Annotated in this window: 20 protein-coding genes and 1 tRNA gene; 5 read left to right on the top strand and 16 right to left on the bottom strand. The window is 62.5% G+C overall.

Going from position 1 to position 16,198, the window contains the following annotated elements; all coding sequences use genetic code 11:
- Positions 1 to 9 precede the first annotated feature (9 nt).
- Positions 10 to 213 carry a hypothetical protein gene (locus tag ACWMMN_RS02060; protein WP_059236932.1) on the bottom strand — a complete coding sequence of 68 codons (204 nt, stop codon included), beginning with the start codon at positions 211 to 213 and terminating at the stop codon, positions 10 to 12.
- Positions 214 to 530: 317 nt separating this feature from the next.
- Positions 531 to 1,073 carry a hypothetical protein gene (locus ACWMMN_RS02055; RefSeq protein WP_059236934.1) on the bottom strand — a complete coding sequence of 181 codons (543 nt, stop codon included), beginning with the start codon at positions 1,071 to 1,073 and terminating at the stop codon, positions 531 to 533.
- A gap of 330 nt (positions 1,074 to 1,403) precedes the next feature.
- Between ACWMMN_RS02055 and ACWMMN_RS02050 the strand changes: the two genes are divergently transcribed.
- Positions 1,404 to 2,486, top strand: a complete 1,083-nt coding sequence (locus tag ACWMMN_RS02050) for a sensor histidine kinase (protein WP_486422935.1) — start codon at positions 1,404 to 1,406, stop codon at positions 2,484 to 2,486.
- 1 nt (position 2,487) lies between these two features.
- Positions 2,488 to 3,222: a LytR/AlgR family response regulator transcription factor gene (locus ACWMMN_RS02045; RefSeq protein WP_059236481.1), complete on the top strand. Its 735-nt coding sequence runs from the start codon at positions 2,488 to 2,490 to the stop codon at positions 3,220 to 3,222.
- A gap of 335 nt (positions 3,223 to 3,557) precedes the next feature.
- Here the strand turns inward: ACWMMN_RS02045 and ACWMMN_RS02040 are convergent, their stop codons facing one another.
- Positions 3,558 to 3,923 (bottom strand): hypothetical protein, encoded by a 366-nt coding sequence (locus tag ACWMMN_RS02040; protein ID WP_486422934.1) that lies wholly within the window; start codon positions 3,921 to 3,923, stop codon positions 3,558 to 3,560.
- Positions 3,924 to 4,314: 391 nt separating this feature from the next.
- On the opposite strand from ACWMMN_RS02040, the gene ACWMMN_RS02035 reads away from it, so the two are divergent.
- Positions 4,315 to 5,115 (top strand): TIGR04255 family protein, encoded by an 801-nt coding sequence (locus tag ACWMMN_RS02035; RefSeq protein WP_486422933.1) that lies wholly within the window; start codon positions 4,315 to 4,317, stop codon positions 5,113 to 5,115.
- Positions 5,116 to 5,677: 562 nt separating this feature from the next.
- Positions 5,678 to 6,202: an HNH endonuclease gene (locus ACWMMN_RS02030; RefSeq protein ID WP_486422932.1), complete on the top strand. Its 525-nt coding sequence runs from the start codon at positions 5,678 to 5,680 to the stop codon at positions 6,200 to 6,202.
- 382 nt (positions 6,203 to 6,584) lie between these two features.
- On the opposite strand, the gene ACWMMN_RS02025 is transcribed toward ACWMMN_RS02030, so the two are convergent.
- The 8 genes from ACWMMN_RS02025 to ACWMMN_RS01990 all read right to left on the bottom strand — a co-directional run bounded on the left by ACWMMN_RS02025 (position 6,585) and on the right by ACWMMN_RS01990 (position 12,250).
- Positions 6,585 to 6,830, bottom strand: coding sequence for a helix-turn-helix domain-containing protein (locus tag ACWMMN_RS02025; RefSeq protein ID WP_486422931.1), 246 nt, complete (start codon positions 6,828 to 6,830; stop codon positions 6,585 to 6,587).
- 281 nt (positions 6,831 to 7,111) lie between these two features.
- Positions 7,112 to 7,187: transfer RNA gene (locus ACWMMN_RS02020), tRNA-Thr, on the bottom strand.
- A gap of 19 nt (positions 7,188 to 7,206) precedes the next feature.
- Complete coding sequence (locus ACWMMN_RS02015) at positions 7,207 to 7,725, bottom strand: ClpXP protease specificity-enhancing factor (protein ID WP_059236485.1); 519 nt, start codon at positions 7,723 to 7,725, stop codon at positions 7,207 to 7,209.
- Between the two features lie 71 nt (positions 7,726 to 7,796).
- Complete coding sequence (locus tag ACWMMN_RS02010; RefSeq protein WP_006400565.1) at positions 7,797 to 8,408, bottom strand: glutathione S-transferase N-terminal domain-containing protein; 612 nt, start codon at positions 8,406 to 8,408, stop codon at positions 7,797 to 7,799.
- Between the two features lie 94 nt (positions 8,409 to 8,502).
- Positions 8,503 to 9,261 (bottom strand): cytochrome c1, encoded by a 759-nt coding sequence (locus ACWMMN_RS02005; protein WP_059236487.1) that lies wholly within the window; start codon positions 9,259 to 9,261, stop codon positions 8,503 to 8,505.
- A 21-nt stretch (positions 9,262 to 9,282) separates the two neighbouring features.
- Positions 9,283 to 10,665 (bottom strand): cytochrome b, encoded by a 1,383-nt coding sequence (locus ACWMMN_RS02000; RefSeq protein ID WP_256085492.1) that lies wholly within the window; start codon positions 10,663 to 10,665, stop codon positions 9,283 to 9,285.
- Positions 10,665 to 11,285 (bottom strand): ubiquinol-cytochrome c reductase iron-sulfur subunit, encoded by a 621-nt coding sequence (petA, locus tag ACWMMN_RS01995; RefSeq protein ID WP_059236490.1) that lies wholly within the window; start codon positions 11,283 to 11,285, stop codon positions 10,665 to 10,667. The genes ACWMMN_RS02000 and petA overlap by 1 nt, the downstream gene beginning before the upstream one ends.
- A 218-nt stretch (positions 11,286 to 11,503) precedes the next feature.
- The gene (locus tag ACWMMN_RS01990) at positions 11,504 to 12,250 is read right to left on the bottom strand and encodes a Nif3-like dinuclear metal center hexameric protein (RefSeq protein ID WP_059236492.1); all 747 of its coding nucleotides are present in this window, start codon (positions 12,248 to 12,250) and stop codon (positions 11,504 to 11,506) included.
- Positions 12,251 to 12,271: 21 nt separating this feature from the next.
- Between ACWMMN_RS01990 and ACWMMN_RS01985 the strand changes: the two genes are divergently transcribed.
- Positions 12,272 to 13,477: a Do family serine endopeptidase gene (locus tag ACWMMN_RS01985; RefSeq protein ID WP_059236494.1), complete on the top strand. Its 1,206-nt coding sequence runs from the start codon at positions 12,272 to 12,274 to the stop codon at positions 13,475 to 13,477.
- 201 nt (positions 13,478 to 13,678) lie between these two features.
- On the opposite strand, the gene tatC is transcribed toward ACWMMN_RS01985, so the two are convergent.
- From tatC to ACWMMN_RS01960, 5 genes are all read right to left on the bottom strand, one after another.
- Positions 13,679 to 14,467 carry a twin-arginine translocase subunit TatC gene (tatC, locus tag ACWMMN_RS01980; protein WP_059232561.1) on the bottom strand — a complete coding sequence of 263 codons (789 nt, stop codon included), beginning with the start codon at positions 14,465 to 14,467 and terminating at the stop codon, positions 13,679 to 13,681.
- Positions 14,468 to 14,508: 41 nt separating this feature from the next.
- A complete protein-coding gene (tatB, locus tag ACWMMN_RS01975) occupies positions 14,509 to 15,039 on the bottom strand; it encodes a Sec-independent protein translocase protein TatB (RefSeq protein ID WP_174993766.1) in 531 nt (176 codons plus the stop codon).
- A 26-nt stretch (positions 15,040 to 15,065) separates the two neighbouring features.
- Positions 15,066 to 15,296, bottom strand: coding sequence for a Sec-independent protein translocase subunit TatA (gene tatA / locus ACWMMN_RS01970; RefSeq protein WP_059232563.1), 231 nt, complete (start codon positions 15,294 to 15,296; stop codon positions 15,066 to 15,068).
- A gap of 94 nt (positions 15,297 to 15,390) precedes the next feature.
- On the bottom strand, positions 15,391 to 15,756 hold the full coding sequence (locus tag ACWMMN_RS01965) for a histidine triad nucleotide-binding protein (protein ID WP_256085490.1): 366 nt from the start codon (positions 15,754 to 15,756) through the stop codon (positions 15,391 to 15,393).
- Between the two features lie 31 nt (positions 15,757 to 15,787).
- Positions 15,788 to 16,180: a DUF4870 family protein gene (locus ACWMMN_RS01960; RefSeq protein WP_059236499.1), complete on the bottom strand. Its 393-nt coding sequence runs from the start codon at positions 16,178 to 16,180 to the stop codon at positions 15,788 to 15,790.
- Between the last annotated feature and the right edge of the window lie 18 nt (positions 16,181 to 16,198).

The following is a 16,198-nucleotide window of genomic DNA, read 5'->3' as shown; positions in this document are numbered from 1 at the left end:
CGCGCCGCCTCAGGCCGCTTCGTCGAAGCGCGCCAGCAGCATCTCGCCGATCGGCGTCAGCGCCGGGCGCGCGGCCACCGCATTCATGCGCGACTGCGACGCGTCGACCAGCCGCTTCTCCACCAGCACGGCGAAAGCCGGATTCGATTGATCGACACTGTCCGGCGCACGCGCAATGCGCAACAGCATCGAGAATTCATGCGGGCTCAGCATGGTCCCTGTCTCCTGATCGTCCGCGATCCGGTTCGAACCGGCGTCGATCGTGTTTTCGAATGAAATGGCGCGATGCATGACCGCTGCGCCGCCGGGAGCGAGATCCCGGTTGCCTTGCCCGCGACGCGGGCACGTCGTCGAAAGCAGGTTGCGCGCGGCCCCGATCCTGCGATGCCGCCGCGATGGGAACGTGCAACCTTAGGGGCGCCTCGTGACGCGGCCGTGACAGCAAAACAGGGGCAAACCGACGTGCGCGATACGCCGTTGTCATCCTATGTGGCTCCGATCGACGCCGGACTGCATCGCGCTCGCCTGCGTCATCGCGGGTCGACCGAATACGGGAAACCGCCGTCCCCCGATCCGCTCGCGTGACGCATGCAGCGCACGACCACGTTCACCGCACGCCCGAGCGTCATCCCGACGAGCACGCCCCATACCGCGAACGACAGCATCACGAAGCCGCTCGTGGCCGCCCACGGCGCGCGCGCGGCGACCGCGTAATGCATGCAGGTTTCGGCGACGAAGGTCAGCATCAGCGTGACGAGCAGGCTCGCGTCGCCCGGCAGGCGCACGCGCAGGCCGGACGGTACCGCACGGTACGCGAGCCGCCACCGGCTCGCGTGCAGCCAGCCCAGCGACGCGCCGCCCAGGACGGCCGCGAGCGCAATCGCGTTCGCGTCGATGCCGGCATGCGGGAAAAGCCCGTTCAGGCTGACGATGCCGAGCATCCCGAACGCGACCGGCGAGATCAACGGCCGCGCGGCCGGCACCTCGCGCGGGAAACAGCGCTTGATGCCGATATAGAGCAGCACGCAGAACATCACGTACACGTAAGACTTCAGGTGAAGGAGCGCGGACATGGTCGAGGTCGCCTGATCGGAGTGGACACGGCGACACCGTACTGCGCGGTTGCGCCATACGGCACGGCTTGCGACGAGCGGCCGGAATTCGCGGACGAGTGGCACATCGCGGCGATGGCCGTGCGCCGCATCCGGCACGACGCGAAGCCGGCGCCGCCCGGTGTCCTTCCGCCCCCCGTTCCACTACACTCGTGACGGAAGCCGGCCGTCCGTCGTCCGCCAAAGCGCTTCGTCGAAGCCGCGCGCCGTTCGTCGCAACGCGCGTGCCGCCGGCCGATCGGGCGCTAAGGTCACGCCATGCGTATCGCGCGCCCATACTCATCCGACACCATGCGAGCCACCTCCGACCCTTCGCCGATCCCGCCGCCTGCCGGCGCCGCGCCGCGGCTGCTGCGCGATCCGGTCGCGCTGCTCGCGTTCGCCTGCTTCAACTCGGTCGTCGGCCTGGGCTTCTGGGTCATCCATGTCGGCGAACCGCTGCTGCCCTACGTCGTCGTCGCCAATACGATCGGTTTCTGCGCGCTGCTGCTCAGCCGCGCCGCCGACCGGCTGCTGCCGCGCAAGCCGGGGCTCGTGCTGAAGGCCGTCGTGATTGCACCGGTCAGCGTGTTCGCCGGCTTCGAGATCGCAGCGCTCATCGTCAACGGGAACGTGCCGCACGTGTTCGGGCACACCCGCATCGGAACCTGGGACAACTACGGTCCGTCGTTCCTCGTGTCGGCCGTGCTGTTCGTCTGCGTGTCGCTGTTCCTGCAGTCGATGCGCATGCGCGCGACGCTCGAAACCGAGCGACGCGAAGCCGCCGAAGCACGCCAGGCCGAAACGGCCGCACGCCTTGCGCTGCTGCAGGCGCAGATCGAGCCGCACTTCCTGTTCAATACGCTCGCGAACGTGCAAAGCCTGATCGAGCGCGATCCGGCCCGTGCATCGACGATGCTCGACAGCCTGAACCGCTATCTGCGCGCCAGCCTGCGGCGCACGCGCGATGCGACGTCGACGCTCGGCGAGGAACTCGACCTCGTCGACGCGTTGCTGAAAATCGCGTCGATCCGGCTCGGCGAGCGGCTGTCCTATACGATCGACGTGCCGCCGGAGTTGCACGCGCTGCCGTTCTCGCCGCTGCTGTTGCAACCGCTCGTCGAGAATGCGCTGCTGCACGGGATCGAGCCGTCGATCGACGGCGGCGTGATCGTCATTCGCGGCAGGATGCGCGGCGACAGGCTCGAATTGAACGTGATCGACACGGGCGTCGGCCTCGGCAAGGGCGGCTCGAGCCTGCACGGCGGCGTCGGGCTCGCCAACGTCGCCGCGCGCATCCGCGCACTGCACGGCGAGCGCGGCCGCGTCGCCGTCGAAACGAACGCCAATGCCGCGCATGGCGTCACCGCCACCTTGCTGATTCCGATCGACTGACATGCCGACCGCCCTCATCGCCGACGACGAACCGAACCTGTCCGCCTCGCTCGCGCAGCGGTTGCGGCAGGTCTGGCCCGAACTGGAGATCGTCGCGATGCCGCGCAATGGCGTCGAAACGCTGGCCGCACTGAACGCGCCGCCGCGCCCGGACATCGCGTTTCTCGACATCCGGATGCCCGGCATCGACGGGCTGAAGCTCGCTGCGCTCGCGCCGGACGTGCATGTCGTGTTCGTCACGGCCTACGACGAATATGCGGTCGATGCGTTCGATCGCGCGGCAGTCGACTACCTGCTGAAACCGGTGACGGACGAGCGGCTGCTGCGCTGCATCGCGAAGCTTCAGCGCGGCGGGCCGGCCGTCGCGCATGCGGATGCGCTGGCGCTGGCAGCGCAAGCGCGAGATGCCGCGCCGATCCGCTGGCTGACCGTCGGCGTGAAGGACGCGACGCGGCTCGTGTCGGTCGACGACGTGCTGTACTTCCAGGCATCGGAGAAATACACGGAAATCGTCACGGCCAGCGAGCGGCTCGTGATTCGCACGCCGTTGAAGGAACTGATGCAGCGGCTCGATCCGGAGCGGTTCGCGCAGGTGCATCGCGGCGTGATCGTTGCGTACGCAGCGATCGATCGCGTCGAGCGTGACTTGCTGGGCAGGCTGCGGATTCGCGTGCACGGGCAGCGGGAGATGCTGCCGGTCAGTCGTGCGTATGCGGGGTTGTTCAGGCAGATGTGATCGGGGTTGGCGTGCGGCACGGCAACAATCCGCTCGACCGAAAAGCGCGCGCAGAAAAGACGAAGGGCCGGGAGAATCAATCTCCCGGCCCTTCGTTCAACGTGGTGCCGGCTGCAGGACTCGAACCCGCCACCTGATGATTACAAAGCCTCCGTAATTTCCTTATATATCAATCACGTATGTGATTTTTACGTTTCCGAAACTGCCACATTCACGGTTCCCAGAGGCTTATCTGGCAAGCCACGGTGCCGAATTGGAAACGCCGAACGGTCTGGTACTGCGGCGAAGGATCTGTCCGATTGCAGCCTGCCACAACCCATTTTTCATAGAGGGGGTTACGAGTCGAACTGCCTCGAAACAAGGAATCCTACGGCCGCCAGCCCCACAAATGCCATCACCTGAATCCACGTCTGCCCGTACCAAGCAGGTTCGCTCATCGCCATGCCGTCAACCACGTTAACGGACCAGTAGTCCAGAGCAGGTTTCAGACAGACCACCAACGCGCAAGGCACATAAGGTGACGCCTTGCGAAGCCAGCCGCCCCACCAGGCTACACCCAACAAGATAATCAGCACCGCGCCTCTCAAGAGCAAAGACCATGTCGAATCCATGTCCAAGCCAGCCCATGTTGCGAACGCCTTTACCTGAACATAAACCCAAGCTCCGACGCCCAAGACGGCAATCGCGACCAGCCAGAACAATCCGTCATCACCGTTGCCTCTACTCATATCACCATGCCCCCATCTAACATAGATACAGTGCATATCGGCATTCTTCAGATGAAATTTAGGGGCAGCGATTATGCATGGGCGCGTCATCGGCAGAGCCGTAGTGGCTACCGATCTACGCCGGCTCATTCGATACCCCGCCAACTACACGCTGCCGTTCCTGACTGGATCTTCCATAGATCACGACAATCAATTATCAATTTTGATAGCCATTCGCCATCGACGAAATGGACGCGACATCCAGTCACCCTTGAATCGAGCCCTATAAATTGTCGACACATTCGAGCCGTGCAGCCCCAGATGCAGATTTCGCGCATCATAGATACGTGGCAGAATTGCGCGACGATTGAACTTGCAGTTGCCGATGAACGAGGATCCCTCAGTGGAAGAAATCGACGATCTGCAGAACGTGCCAAGCGGAAGGCGGGTGCTGAACGTCCCGCCTGCTGCCAAAACGCACTATCCACGCAACCTGATCGGACAAGCCGTCTGCGAATTGCGCTTTCCCACCATCTTCGAGATCGAGGATCGCAAACCGCCGGCAATGTTCTGGAAGGCAATAAAGCAAAGCTTCCCCCTCCATGACGTTCTCAACAATGTGAACGTCGGTCCCAGCTCGGTAGTCCAGGTAAACGCTCACCAGTTTCGATCCAAGCAAGGTCGATGGGTAGCCGTGCTGCGACCGTCCGCGATCACGCTCGAGACGTCACGCTATACGTCCTTCGACGAGTTTGAGCAGCAGCTAAAAATTGTCGTCGACGCTGCAGAGCGGACAATCGATAGTGACTTTTTTACTCGCGTTGGGCTACGCTACATCAACAGGCTCCCGTGCAAGATCGATGAGATTGGCGGATGGTTGAACGATTCGTTGTCGCGCCCTCTAGCCGATAACGTATTCGGAGATGTCAGCGAACACTGGCAGCAGACACGGGGACAAACGTATCTGGGCGGATTTCTGTTCCAGCACGGAATCGGTGTCGAAGCAAGAAATCAGGCCAGCCGAAGCTACATTCTCGACTTTGACCTATATCGAGAAGATGTGGATGTATCCGAAGCGATGGATACTGTTCGTAAGCTTCACGAACTGGAATTCTCGTTGTTCAGTTGGGCGCTTGGTGACAAGGCACGCGAATACTTACAAACGGATTCGGGGACTCAGACATGACTTCTTTGCAATCGGCGAGTGATCAGACACCGCTCAATGTATCGCGCGCTATGAATCTGACCGTTACTACGCCGATACCGTCGGCTAGTCCGCGTACTACGTACACTGATCTGACTCCGTTCGTAGTTTCTGAGGCTGTTACCAGATCAGTGCGGCGCCAAGCTACGTCGTTGACGTCAAGCGAGTTGCAAGCTCCTCCCAGCACCGATTCCTTTACCGAACAACATCTCGAAAACGCCTCTACGGAAGTTGAAACGGTTCGAGACCGCCGTTTGCGGCTACTCGTGGCGAAGTTTGAAAATGAGACCTCGTACGAAGACGAGGCAAGATTGCAACTGCTCACTGCCAGGCTACGTCGACTTGCTCCTCGGGTCACCGCGGAGTCAGTGAACGCCCTCAAAGTGGCGGCTGACACAATCGAGGGCGCATCTGCGGAAATCGAAGCCATGAAGCGGCGGCTCGGTCTTGCGTGACTCCATTTAGCTACCCGAAGGTCAAACACAGTCGGACCCTGACGCCGGGGCCGTACAAACGGTACCAGACGTACAAGGACGCCCTTCGATTGGAATTCGGCAACAAGTGTGTGTATTGCCGTACGCCGGATCTTGGCCTCAAACATACTTATGCGGTCGAGCACTATCGGCCGAAATCGCAGTTTCCGGGCCTAGGGTGTGACTACAAAAACCTTTATTACGCCTGCGCAACATGCAATACGAATAAGGGAGCTTTCTGGCCGACCCGGTCTCAGCAACGCAACGGGGAGTTCATTCCGAATCCGTGTGATCACGTGATGTTTTCGCACTTGCGATACACGGCCGGACAGGTTTACGCGCACTCTCCTACCGGAACATTCGCTAGTCATGTTCTCGACCTGAACAGTCCGGGCGCCGTTGCGCATCGCCAAGCGATCGAGTCCGCGCTCAATGCGCTCGAGATTCGGCTATCGGACATCAAAAATCTGATGGCATCGCTCGTTCAACTGTTGGCATCCGGAACCATCTCCCAGCAGGACTACGATTCAGAAATGAACACGGCAATCTCGCTCGCATCGGGTCTGGAAAACTCCATCAAGCACTTTGGTGGATAGACCGCATAACCAAAGCGCGTAAAACTGCTTAACGAAATCGGCCCGTCGAGTTCCGCGCGGCCCGTGCTGGTCGGCCCTGAGTGGCCGGTGCATGCGTGCATAAAAACCACTCGTTTTTGCGGCCAGATGGGGCGGGGCTACAACTGCCCGCGCTGGATCCAAGCCAGACTTTTCCAGGATCGATCCTCCTCCTGGGGCCGCCCCTACCACGCGTGAGCAGCCCCGCCACGGGCATGCTGTGTGCTGATGAACCTGCCCTCGCGAGCCGGTTGCCGGCCGATCTGAGGGCGTCGGAACTCGCCGACGTCGTTCACTAGTACAGGCGAAAAAAAGCCGCCCGGCACCGAAGTGTCAGGCGGTCTTCTGCTGCGGCAACAGCTCGTCAGACGTCGAACTGCGTGCCCGTGATGCCAAGCGCTGCGGCGATCTTCTCGCGCGTCGACTTGCGCAGTTTCTCGCTGCTCTCCTGTTGAGCATAGGCGGACTTACTGATGCCGAGCCGCGTCGCGACTTCGGTCTGCGTCAGCCCGAGATATTCGCGCCACGCGCGCAGCGGCGTCGCCCCGTCGACCGTTGCGCTGACAACTTCATGAGGAATCAGATCGTGATCTTCTCGACGCTGCGTCATGTATTACCCGTAGAGGGTCGTCACAACGGCTTTTGTTCTATCCGGCCTGTTGATCTTGGATCCTAGTATGTCCACTCGGAGCGTCTTGCCCGTCCGACGACCGACGAAGAATTAATGGCAAGGCGACGCCCTTTGCAACATAGCTGTCCTTTGCTTGAAGACACGCTACGCACATGACACGCAACTCTGACAAGCCTGTTGGCTAATGTTGATTGGAAATGCCAAGGGGTATTGAAAACGCGAAGGGGCTACGCAAACATCGCGTAACCCCTTGCTGGATATGGTGCCGGCTGCAGGACTCGAACCCGCCACCTGATGATTACAAATCAACTGCTCTACCAGATGAGCTAAGCCGGCGTAAGCGCGAGATTCTACCTCATTTCACGATCTTGAGGCGAGGTCTGCTGCCGCCTTTCGAGCCGTCGCCGTCAGTTTTCGGCGGTTCGTCGGCACCTTCGGACGGTTCCTCGTTCGCGCCGCTGTCGGCGACCGGCGTCAACGGCGACGCAGGCTCGTCACGCTGCACGTCTTCGGTTGGCGTTTCTTCGTCGAACGCACCCGAATCCGCACCTTCGCCCGCGACCGCATCGACCTGGAACGCCATGCCCTGCCCGTTCTCGCGCGCATAGATCGCGAGCACGTTGGCCACCGGAATCTCGATCTTGTGCGCCTTCCCGGAGAACCGGGCCGTGAACTCGATCCACTCGTTGCCCATCTGCAACTGGCTCGTCGCCTCGAAGCTGATGTTGAGCACGATCTCGCCGTCACGCACGAACTGACGCGGCACGCGCGTCGAGTTGTCGACTCTCACCGCGATGTGCGGCGTGTAACCGTTATCGGTGCACCACTCGTACAACGCACGCAGCAGATAAGGCTTCGTTGAAATCTCTTGCATCACAATCCTCGAACCCGGAGCGGGCGCGCGGCACGCCGCGCCACCCGCTCCGTCTTGCCTTCATTGCATCATCAACGACGCATGACCTTTTCGGACGGCGTCAGTGCTTCGATGTAGGCCGGACGGCTGAAGATCCGTTCGGCGTACTTCATCAGCGGCGCGGCGTTCTTCGACAGCTCGATGCCGTAGTGATCCAGGCGCCACAGCAGCGGTGCGATCGCGACGTCGAGCATCGAGAACTCTTCGCCGAGCATGTACTTGTTCTTCACGAAGATCGGCGCGAGCTGCGTCAGGCGATCGCGGATCGCAAGGCGTGCCTTCTCGTGATTCTTCTCTGCTGCCTTGCCCTTCTCGTTTTCGAGCGTGCTGACGTGGACGAACAGCTCCTTCTCGAAGTTGAGCAGGAACAGGCGCGCACGTGCGCGTTGCACCGGGTCAGCCGGCATCAGCTGCGGATGCGGGAAGCGCTCGTCGATGTACTCGTTGATGATGTTCGATTCGTACAGGATCAGGTCGCGCTCGACCAGGATCGGCACTTGACCGTACGGGTTCATCACCGAAATGTCTTCCGGCTTGTTGAACAGGTCGACGTCGCGGATTTCGAAGTCCATGCCCTTCTCGAACAGCACCAGCCGGCAACGCTGGGAGAACGGGCAAGTTGTGCCGGAATACAGAACCATCATATTTGCATTTCCTCAAAAAAGCCGAGGGCCGGCACGCGGCGGAGCCCCTTTCACGGGTTCCGCCTTGCGCCGGCCCCACGCCGGTCAGGCGTGTTTACTTGATATCTTTCCAGTACGCGGCATTGAGCCGCCAGGCCAGGAAAGTCAGGACACCGAGAAAGATCAGCACCCACACGCCGAGGCGTTTGCGGGTCTGCTGGGCCGGCTCGGACATCCATGTCATATAGGCCACCAGGTCGGCAACCGCAGCATCATAGTCGGGCGACGAGAGCGTCCCCGGCGTGACCTGCTGGAAGCCGACGAGCGTGTGGACCTTCTCGCCCGTCTCCTCGTCCGTCTTGTCTTCGAATTTGGCAATGCGCTGCCCCTGCAGCTGCCACAACACATGGGGCATGCCGACGTTCTCGAACACCGCGTTGTTCCAGCCGGTCGGCCGTGTATCGTCGCGGTAGAAACTCCGCAGATACGTATACAGCCAGTCGCGGCCGCGCGCGCGCTCTTCGACCGACAGGTCGGGCGGCGAGGTGCCGAGCCAGTTCTTCGCGTCTTCGGGCCGCATCGCGACGGACATCGTGTTCCCGACCTTGTCGGTCGTGAACAGGAGATTCGATTCGATCTCCTTCTGGGATATGCCCAGATCCGTCAGACGGTTGTAGCGCATCAGGTTCGCGCTGTGGCAGTTCAGGCAATAGTTTACAAACAATTGCGCGCCGTGCTGAAGCGAAACGAGATTTTCCGTGTTATCGGGCGCCCGGTCGAGCGGAAAATTACCTTCCGCCCGCACGGCCGGCGCCACCAGCAGCGCACACGCGGTCGCCCCGATCAGCGCGAGTGTCGAAAGCAGTTTCTTCATGTCGTTCTCTCCTCGCTCACGTTAATGGGGCTTGAAGCTCACCCGCTCCGGCGGCTGCTTGAACGTGCCAAGCGGCGTCCAGACGGGCATGCCGAGGAAGAACGCGAAGTAGATCAGCGCGCAAGCCTGCGCGATCAGCGTCGCCGCCGGCGATGGCGGCCGCGTGCCGAGGAACGCGAGGGTCAGGAACGCCGCGACGAAGATCCCGAGGAACACCTTGTGGAACAGCGGCCGGTAGCGGATCGACTTCACCGGGCTGCGGTCGAGCCACGGCAGGAAGAACAGCGTGATCACCGCCGAACCCATCACGACGACGCCCCAGAACTTCGACTCCGTCAGGTACATGAACACGACGATCGCCGCGGCCAGCACCGGCAGCCCGGCCTTCCACTTGCCGCGCGCACGGATCAGCGCCAGCACGCCGAGCAGCGCGATCACGATCATCAGCACGATCTTGAACGGGTCGGTGGTCGCGCGCAGCATCGCGTAGAACGCGGTGAAGTACCAGACCGGCGCGATCTCGGGCGGCGTCTGCAGCGGGTTCGCCGGGACGAAGTTGTTCGCCTCGAGGAAGTAGCCGCCCATCTCCGGCGAGAAGAACACGATCAGTGCGAACACCATCAGGAACACGCACACGCCGAGGAAATCGTGCACCGAGTAGTACGGATGGAACGGGATGCCGTCGAGCGGGATGCCGTTCTCGTCCTTCTTCGCCTTGATCTCGATACCGTCCGGGTTATTTGACCCCACTTCGTGCAGCGCAACGAGGTGCGCGACCACGAGGCCGACCAGCACGAGCGGAATCGCGATCACGTGGAACGCGAAGAAGCGGTTCAGCGTGACGTCGGACACGACATAGTCGCCGCGAATCCACAGCGACAGGTCCGGGCCGACGAACGGGATCGCCGAGAACAGGTTCACGATCACCTGCGCGCCCCAGAACGACATCTGGCCCCACGGCAGCAGGTAGCCGAAGAACGCCTCGGCCATCAGGCACAGAAAGATCGCGCAACCGAAGATCCACACGAGCTCGCGCGGCTTGCGGTACGACCCGTACAGCAGGCCGCGAAACATGTGCAGGTAGACGACCACGAAGAACATCGATGCACCGGTCGAGTGCATGTAGCGGATCAGCCAGCCCCACGGCACCTCGCGCATGATGTACTCGACCGACGCGAACGCGAGCGTCGAGTCGGGCTTGTAGTTCATCGTCAGGAAGATGCCCGTGACGATCTGGTTGACCAGAACCAGCAGCGCGAGGGAGCCGAAGAAGTACCAGAAGTTGAAGTTCTTCGGCGCGTAGTACTCGGAAACGTGCTTCTTCCAGGTGGACGTGAGCGGGAAGCGCTGGTCGATCCAGCCGGTGAGACCTGTCGTGGAGACTTCTTTGTTGTCGGCAGCCATCACGCTTCTCCTTTCTCGTCCTTGCCGATCACGAGGGTCGTCGCCGACGTGAACATGTAGGGCGGGATGTCGAGATTCTGAGGCGCCGGCTTGTTCTTGAACACACGGCCGGCGAGGTCGTAGGTCGAACCGTGGCACGGGCACAGGAAACCGCCCGGCCAGTCGTCCGGCAGGTTCGGCTGCGGACCAGGCGTGAAGCGTTGGCTAGGCGTGCAGCCGAGGTGCGTACACACGGCCATCACGACGAGAATGTTCTTGCGATCGGCCCGCGAGCGATATTCGTTGGCGCAATACGCGGGCAACGGCATCGAATACGGGGATTTCGTGGTCGGATCGGCCACTTCCTTGTCGGCCTTGACCACGTCGGACAGCATCGAATCGGTGCGGTTCAGGATCCAGACGGGTTTGCCGCGCCACGGCACGGTGACCATTTCGCCGGGTTTCAGGCCGCTGATATCGACCTCGACCGGTGCACCGGCCGCCTTCGCTTTCGCGGACGGCGCCAGCGACGCCGCGAAAGGTATAACGGTGGCTACGCCTCCTACGCCACCTGCTACGGATGTCGCAATCAGCCAGGTACGGCGGCCGCTGTCGACGCGTTTCTCTTCCTTGTCTCGCATCACACGCCCCACTTCTGAGTTGGATTTTCCGTCACGACTTTCCATTCCGCCGCTAGTTTGCTCGAATGGAGTCGCCATTTACAAGGCCCGGAGATGAAAATCCCTTCGAAGTGATTGATAGTTAAGGGTTATCCCCCACTATCGGAGCGATTAAATCATTTCGCTTTTAAGCGACCGCTTCATTGCGAAATTTCGATGCACCGCCGCAAATCCGCCGTTCAGACCGGGTTATGGATATCGATAAAAAGGTGTTCGAGATCGAATTCTTCGGACAAGTGGGCGCCAAGTGCCTGGATTCCGTAACGTTCGGTCGCATGGTGCCCCGCCGCAACGAACGCGACGCCGCTCTCGGCCGCCGTGTGCGTCACGTATTCGGACACCTCGCCGGTCAGGTACACGTCCGCGCCGGCGTCGATCGCCGCGTCGAAATAACTCTGCGCGGCGCCCGTGCACCACGCGATGCGGCGCAGTTGCATCTCCGGGTCGCCGAGCACGAGCGGCGTGCGGCCGAGCGTGCGCTCGACCTTCGCGACGAAGTGCTCGAGCGTGACGGGCATCGGCAGCGTCGCCATCCAGCCGAGATCGCCTTCGCCGAAACGCTGCTCGCCGATCAGCCCGAGCTTGTCGCCGAGCTGCGCGTTGTTGCCGAATTCGGGATGCGCGTCGAGCGGCAGGTGGAACGCGAACAGGTTCAGGTCGTTCGCGAGCAGCAGCTTCAGGCGCTGGTACTTGCGGCCCGTGATCTGCGGCGCCTCGTTGCGCCAGAAATAGCCGTGATGGACGAGCACGGCATCTGCCCCCCATTCGAGCGCCGCCTCGAGGAACGCGACCGACGCCGTCACGCCGGTGGCGATCTTCTCGATCTTGCGGCGCCCCTCGACCTGGAGGCCGTTCGGGCAATAGTCCTTGAAGCGCGCGGTTTCAAGGGTATTGTTCAAGTACAATTCAAGTTCGATCCGATCCATATAAACCTCTAATCCATTCAGATGCTTAGACGCTTCTGGCTGTTCTTCGCGCAGGCGGTTACCGTGCTGCTCGCGCTGATGTTCATCGTCGTGACGCTCAAGCCGCAATGGCTGCAACGGCAAGGACAGCTCGGCAAGCAGCTCGCCACGCCGATCGTTGCGCTGCGGGAAGTCGCGCCGGGCATCGGCGGCGCACCGGCGACCACGTCGTACGCCGAAGCTGCGCAGAAGGCGATGCCGGCCGTCGTCAACGTGTTCTCCAGCAAGGACGGCTCGCTGCCGCCCGACCCGCGCGCAAAAGATCCGCTGTTCCGCTACTTCTTCGGCGACCGCAACGCCCGCAAGCAGCAGGACGAACCGGCAGCCAACCTTGGCTCGGGCGTTATCGTGAGCCCTGAAGGTTACATTCTAACGAACCAGCACGTCGTGGACGGCGCCGACCAGATCGAAGTTGCGCTCGCCGACGGCCGTACGGCCACCGCGAAGGTGATCGGCAGCGATCCCGAGACCGATCTCGCCGTGCTGAAGATCAACATGACGAACCTGCCGACGATCACGCTCGGCCGCTCCGACCAGTCGCGGGTCGGCGACGTCGTGCTCGCGATCGGCAACCCGTTCGGCGTCGGCCAGACGGTCACGATGGGGATCATCAGCGCGCTCGGCCGCAATCACCTCGGCATCAACACGTTCGAGAACTTCATCCAGACCGATGCGCCGATCAACCCCGGCAACTCGGGCGGCGCGCTGGTCGACGTGAACGGCAACCTGCTCGGGATCAACACGGCGATCTATTCGCGCTCGGGCGGCTCGCTCGGCATCGGCTTCGCGATTCCCGTGTCGACCGCGCGCACGGTGCTCGAAAGCATCATCACGACGGGCTCGGTCACGCGCGGCTGGATCGGCGTCGAGCCGCAGGACGTCACGCCGGAGATCGCCGAGTCGTTCGGGCTCCAGCAGAAATCGGGCGCGATCGTCGCGGGCGTGCTGCAGGGCGGCCCGGCCGACAAGGCCGGCATCAAGCCGGGCGATATCCTCGTGAGTGTGAACGGCGAGGAGATCACCGACACGACGAAGCTGCTGAACACCGTCGCGCAGATCAAGCCCGGCACGCCGACCAAGGTGCACGTCGTGCGCAAGGGCAAGGAGCTGGACGTGAACGTCGTGATCGGCAAGCGCCCGCCGCCGCCGAAGCAGGCGCTCGACGAGCAGGACAGCGATACCGAATGAGGGTCGACAGACGGGCAGCGCGACACCACGCGCGTTGCCGTCGGTGGAAATGAAAAAGGGCAGCCGGTCGGCTGCCCTTTTGCTTTGCGTCGATCGATTCGCGTTGCCGGGAACGTGGTCACCACACGCTTGGCGGCTGACGGCGCCGCCGGGCCGCTCAGGCCTGACCGGAAGGCCAGCCCGCCACCCGGCGCGCCGCCGTCAACTCGCGGCTTCGCCGTTCCCCGCCTCGCTCTCTTCGGCCGGCTTCTTCGGCACGAAGAACCGCGCGGCCAGCAGCCCGATCTCGAACAGCACGATCAGCGGCAGCGCGAGCATCAGTTGCGAGAACACGTCCGGCGGCGTGACGACCGCCGCGACCACGAATGCGCCGACGATCACGTAGGGCCGCATCTCCTTCAGCTTCTTCAAGGACAGCACGCCCATCCGGACGAGCAGCACGACGACGATCGGCACCTCGAATGTCACCCCGAACGCGATGAACATCCCGAGCACGAAGCTCAGGTAGTTGTCGATGTCGGTCGTCATCTCGGCCCCGAGCGGCGCGTTGTAGTGCGCCATCACGCGGAAGATCGTCGGGAACACGAGGAAGTACGCAAATGCCATCCCGCACAGGAACAGCACGTAGCTGCTGCCGACGAGCGGCGTGACGAGCTTCTTCTCGTGCTGGTACAGCCCCGGCGCGATAAACGCCCAGATCTGGTACAGCACGACCGGCAGCGCGATCACGAGCGCGACGAGCATCGTGACTTTCATCGGCACGAAGAACGAGCCGGTGACGTCGGTGACGATCATCTTGCCGTCTTTCGGCAGGTTCTCCATCAGCGGCCGCGCGAGCAGCCGGAAGATGTCGGGCGCCCAGTAGACGAGCCCGAGGAACACGACGATCACGGCCAGGCCCGCGCGAATGATGCGATCGCGAAGCTCGACGAGATGGGAAATGAAGGTTTCTTCCGGGGCGTCGCCCGGGTTCTGCTGGGGGTCGCTCACGCCGGCCCTCGGTAGGATTGACGAGCGAGCATGCGCTCGGCTCAGAAGAAGCGCGTCGGCCGGCGCAGGCTGGCCGGCTGGTGGCGCGCGACACGCGCGGCGCCCGACTGCACATGCGTACGGCGGGTGGTCGTGCGTTTGTACCAGACAGGCGTCGCCGCCTGCTTCACGCGCCAGTTGCGGCGCTTCGGCGCAAGCGCGGCCGTACTGCCGCGCCACGACGGCGCCGCAGGGGCGCCGGAACCGTAGGACCCGGCGTCGCCGGAAGCCCCGTCAAGACCGCCGACCGCGGAATGCCACGTGTCGTTCAGGTCTTTCTCGTGCTCGCGCAGGTTGTCGTGAATCGTCGTCTCGACATTGCGCGCGGCCGATTCGAAATCGGTTTTCATCGTCCGCAACGCGTCGAGTTCGATTTCGCGCGAGACCTCGGCCTTCACGTCGTTGATGTACCGCTGCGCACGGCCGAACAGCGCGCCTGCCGTACGCGCGACGCGCGGCAGGCGCTCGGGGCCGAGCACCACGAGTGCGACGACGCCGATCAGCGCCATCTTGGAAAGACCGAGATCCAGCATCGCGAATGCCTGTCAGCGTGCCGGCGTTACGCCTTGTTCGAATCGGAACGCGTCGTTTCCTTCGCGTTGACGTCGACCGAGCCCGTGCGCGGCAGTTGCTGCGCGTCGGCCGGCGTTTCGCCTTCCTTCATGCCGTCCTTGAAACCCTTCACGGCGCTGCCGAGATCGTTGCCGATGTTGCGCAGTTTCTTCGTACCGAATACCAGCGCGACGATCAGCAGCACGATCAGCCAGTGCCAAATGCTCAATCCACCCATGATGAAACCTCTCCTCAACCACGCCGCTACGCGGCGCAAATCGCCGGCGACGCGCCGGCTTCGACTATCGGATGCGGGGAAACGCCCCGCGTCGTCAACCCATCCGCTGCCAGGGGCGCGGGCCGGCCAGGATATGCGCGTGCAGGTGGTATACCTCCTGCCCGCCACCCGGACCCGTATTGATCACCGTGCGAAAACCGGTTTCGCCGCCCGTATACGCGACGCCGAGCTGGTCGGCAAGACGCGCGACAAGCAGCATCAGCCGGCCGAGCATCGGCGCATCGGCCTCGCCCGCCGCCGACAGCGTCGGCAGATGCCGGCGCGGAATCACGAGCACGTGCGTCTCGGCCGCCGGGCGGATGTCGCGGAACGCGACGAATTCGTCGTCCTCGTGCACTTTCGTGCTCGGGATCTCGCCTGCCGCGATCTTGCAGAACAGGCAATTCGGATCGTGACTCATGTTGCTCCTGCAGACACCCGCGCGCGGCCGGTCAGAACCACGCCTGCGGATCGAGCGTCTTGTTGTCGTTCAGGTACAGCCAACCCTTGATGATACGGTACAGCGTCCAGATCCATGTGACAAACATCACTGCAAATCCGATCACCACGAACGCCAGCGCGAACCCGATCACGTAAGCGATCAGCGCGCGCCAGAACGTGCGGATCTGCCACTCGAAGTGATCGGCGTACGGCGTGCCGGCCACATCGCCACGCTTCACGTAGTTGATGATGATCGCGATGATGCCCGTGACGCCGCCCGTCAGCCAGTGAAATGCATAAAGGCCGTAGAGCACGTGAGTCAGCGTGCGCAGCCCGTTCAGGCGCTCGGCATCCGCCGCCCCCGGCACCGCAGGCGTCGGAAACTGGTTCGACGTATCGTTCATGATGCTACCCCCGTTAGA

The organism is Burkholderia cepacia complex sp. TUM26381, assembly GCF_057439935.1.
The sequence above is the reverse complement of the archived record's forward strand: the minus strand, read 5'-3'. Positions and strand labels throughout refer to the sequence as shown.

What these genes read in the sequence shown, in the direction of transcription:
- ACWMMN_RS02060 (WP_059236932.1), bottom strand. Translation starts at nt 213, where the DNA reads ATGCTGAGCCCGCATGAATTCTCGATGCTGTTGCGCATTGCGCGTGCG.
- ACWMMN_RS02055 (WP_059236934.1), bottom strand. Translation starts at nt 1,073, where the DNA reads ATGTCCGCGCTCCTTCACCTGAAGTCTTACGTGTACGTGATGTTCTGC.
- ACWMMN_RS02050 (WP_486422935.1), top strand. Translation starts at nt 1,404, where the DNA reads ATGCGAGCCACCTCCGACCCTTCGCCGATCCCGCCGCCTGCCGGCGCC.
- ACWMMN_RS02045 (WP_059236481.1), top strand. Translation starts at nt 2,488, where the DNA reads ATGCCGACCGCCCTCATCGCCGACGACGAACCGAACCTGTCCGCCTCG.
- ACWMMN_RS02035 (WP_486422933.1), top strand. Translation starts at nt 4,315, where the DNA reads ATGAACGAGGATCCCTCAGTGGAAGAAATCGACGATCTGCAGAACGTG.
- ACWMMN_RS02025 (WP_486422931.1), bottom strand. Translation starts at nt 6,830, where the DNA reads ATGACGCAGCGTCGAGAAGATCACGATCTGATTCCTCATGAAGTTGTC.
- ACWMMN_RS02015 (WP_059236485.1), bottom strand. Translation starts at nt 7,725, where the DNA reads ATGCAAGAGATTTCAACGAAGCCTTATCTGCTGCGTGCGTTGTACGAG.
- ACWMMN_RS02010 (WP_006400565.1), bottom strand. Translation starts at nt 8,408, where the DNA reads ATGATGGTTCTGTATTCCGGCACAACTTGCCCGTTCTCCCAGCGTTGC.
- ACWMMN_RS02005 (WP_059236487.1), bottom strand. Translation starts at nt 9,261, where the DNA reads ATGAAGAAACTGCTTTCGACACTCGCGCTGATCGGGGCGACCGCGTGT.
- ACWMMN_RS02000 (WP_256085492.1), bottom strand. Translation starts at nt 10,665, where the DNA reads ATGGCTGCCGACAACAAAGAAGTCTCCACGACAGGTCTCACCGGCTGG.
- petA (WP_059236490.1), bottom strand. Translation starts at nt 11,285, where the DNA reads ATGCGAGACAAGGAAGAGAAACGCGTCGACAGCGGCCGCCGTACCTGG.
- ACWMMN_RS01990 (WP_059236492.1), bottom strand. Translation starts at nt 12,250, where the DNA reads ATGGATCGGATCGAACTTGAATTGTACTTGAACAATACCCTTGAAACC.
- ACWMMN_RS01985 (WP_059236494.1), top strand. Translation starts at nt 12,272, where the DNA reads ATGCTTAGACGCTTCTGGCTGTTCTTCGCGCAGGCGGTTACCGTGCTG.
- tatB (WP_174993766.1), bottom strand. Translation starts at nt 15,039, where the DNA reads ATGCTGGATCTCGGTCTTTCCAAGATGGCGCTGATCGGCGTCGTCGCA.
- tatA (WP_059232563.1), bottom strand. Translation starts at nt 15,296, where the DNA reads ATGGGTGGATTGAGCATTTGGCACTGGCTGATCGTGCTGCTGATCGTC.
- ACWMMN_RS01965 (WP_256085490.1), bottom strand. Translation starts at nt 15,756, where the DNA reads ATGAGTCACGATCCGAATTGCCTGTTCTGCAAGATCGCGGCAGGCGAG.
- ACWMMN_RS01960 (WP_059236499.1), bottom strand. Translation starts at nt 16,180, where the DNA reads ATGAACGATACGTCGAACCAGTTTCCGACGCCTGCGGTGCCGGGGGCG.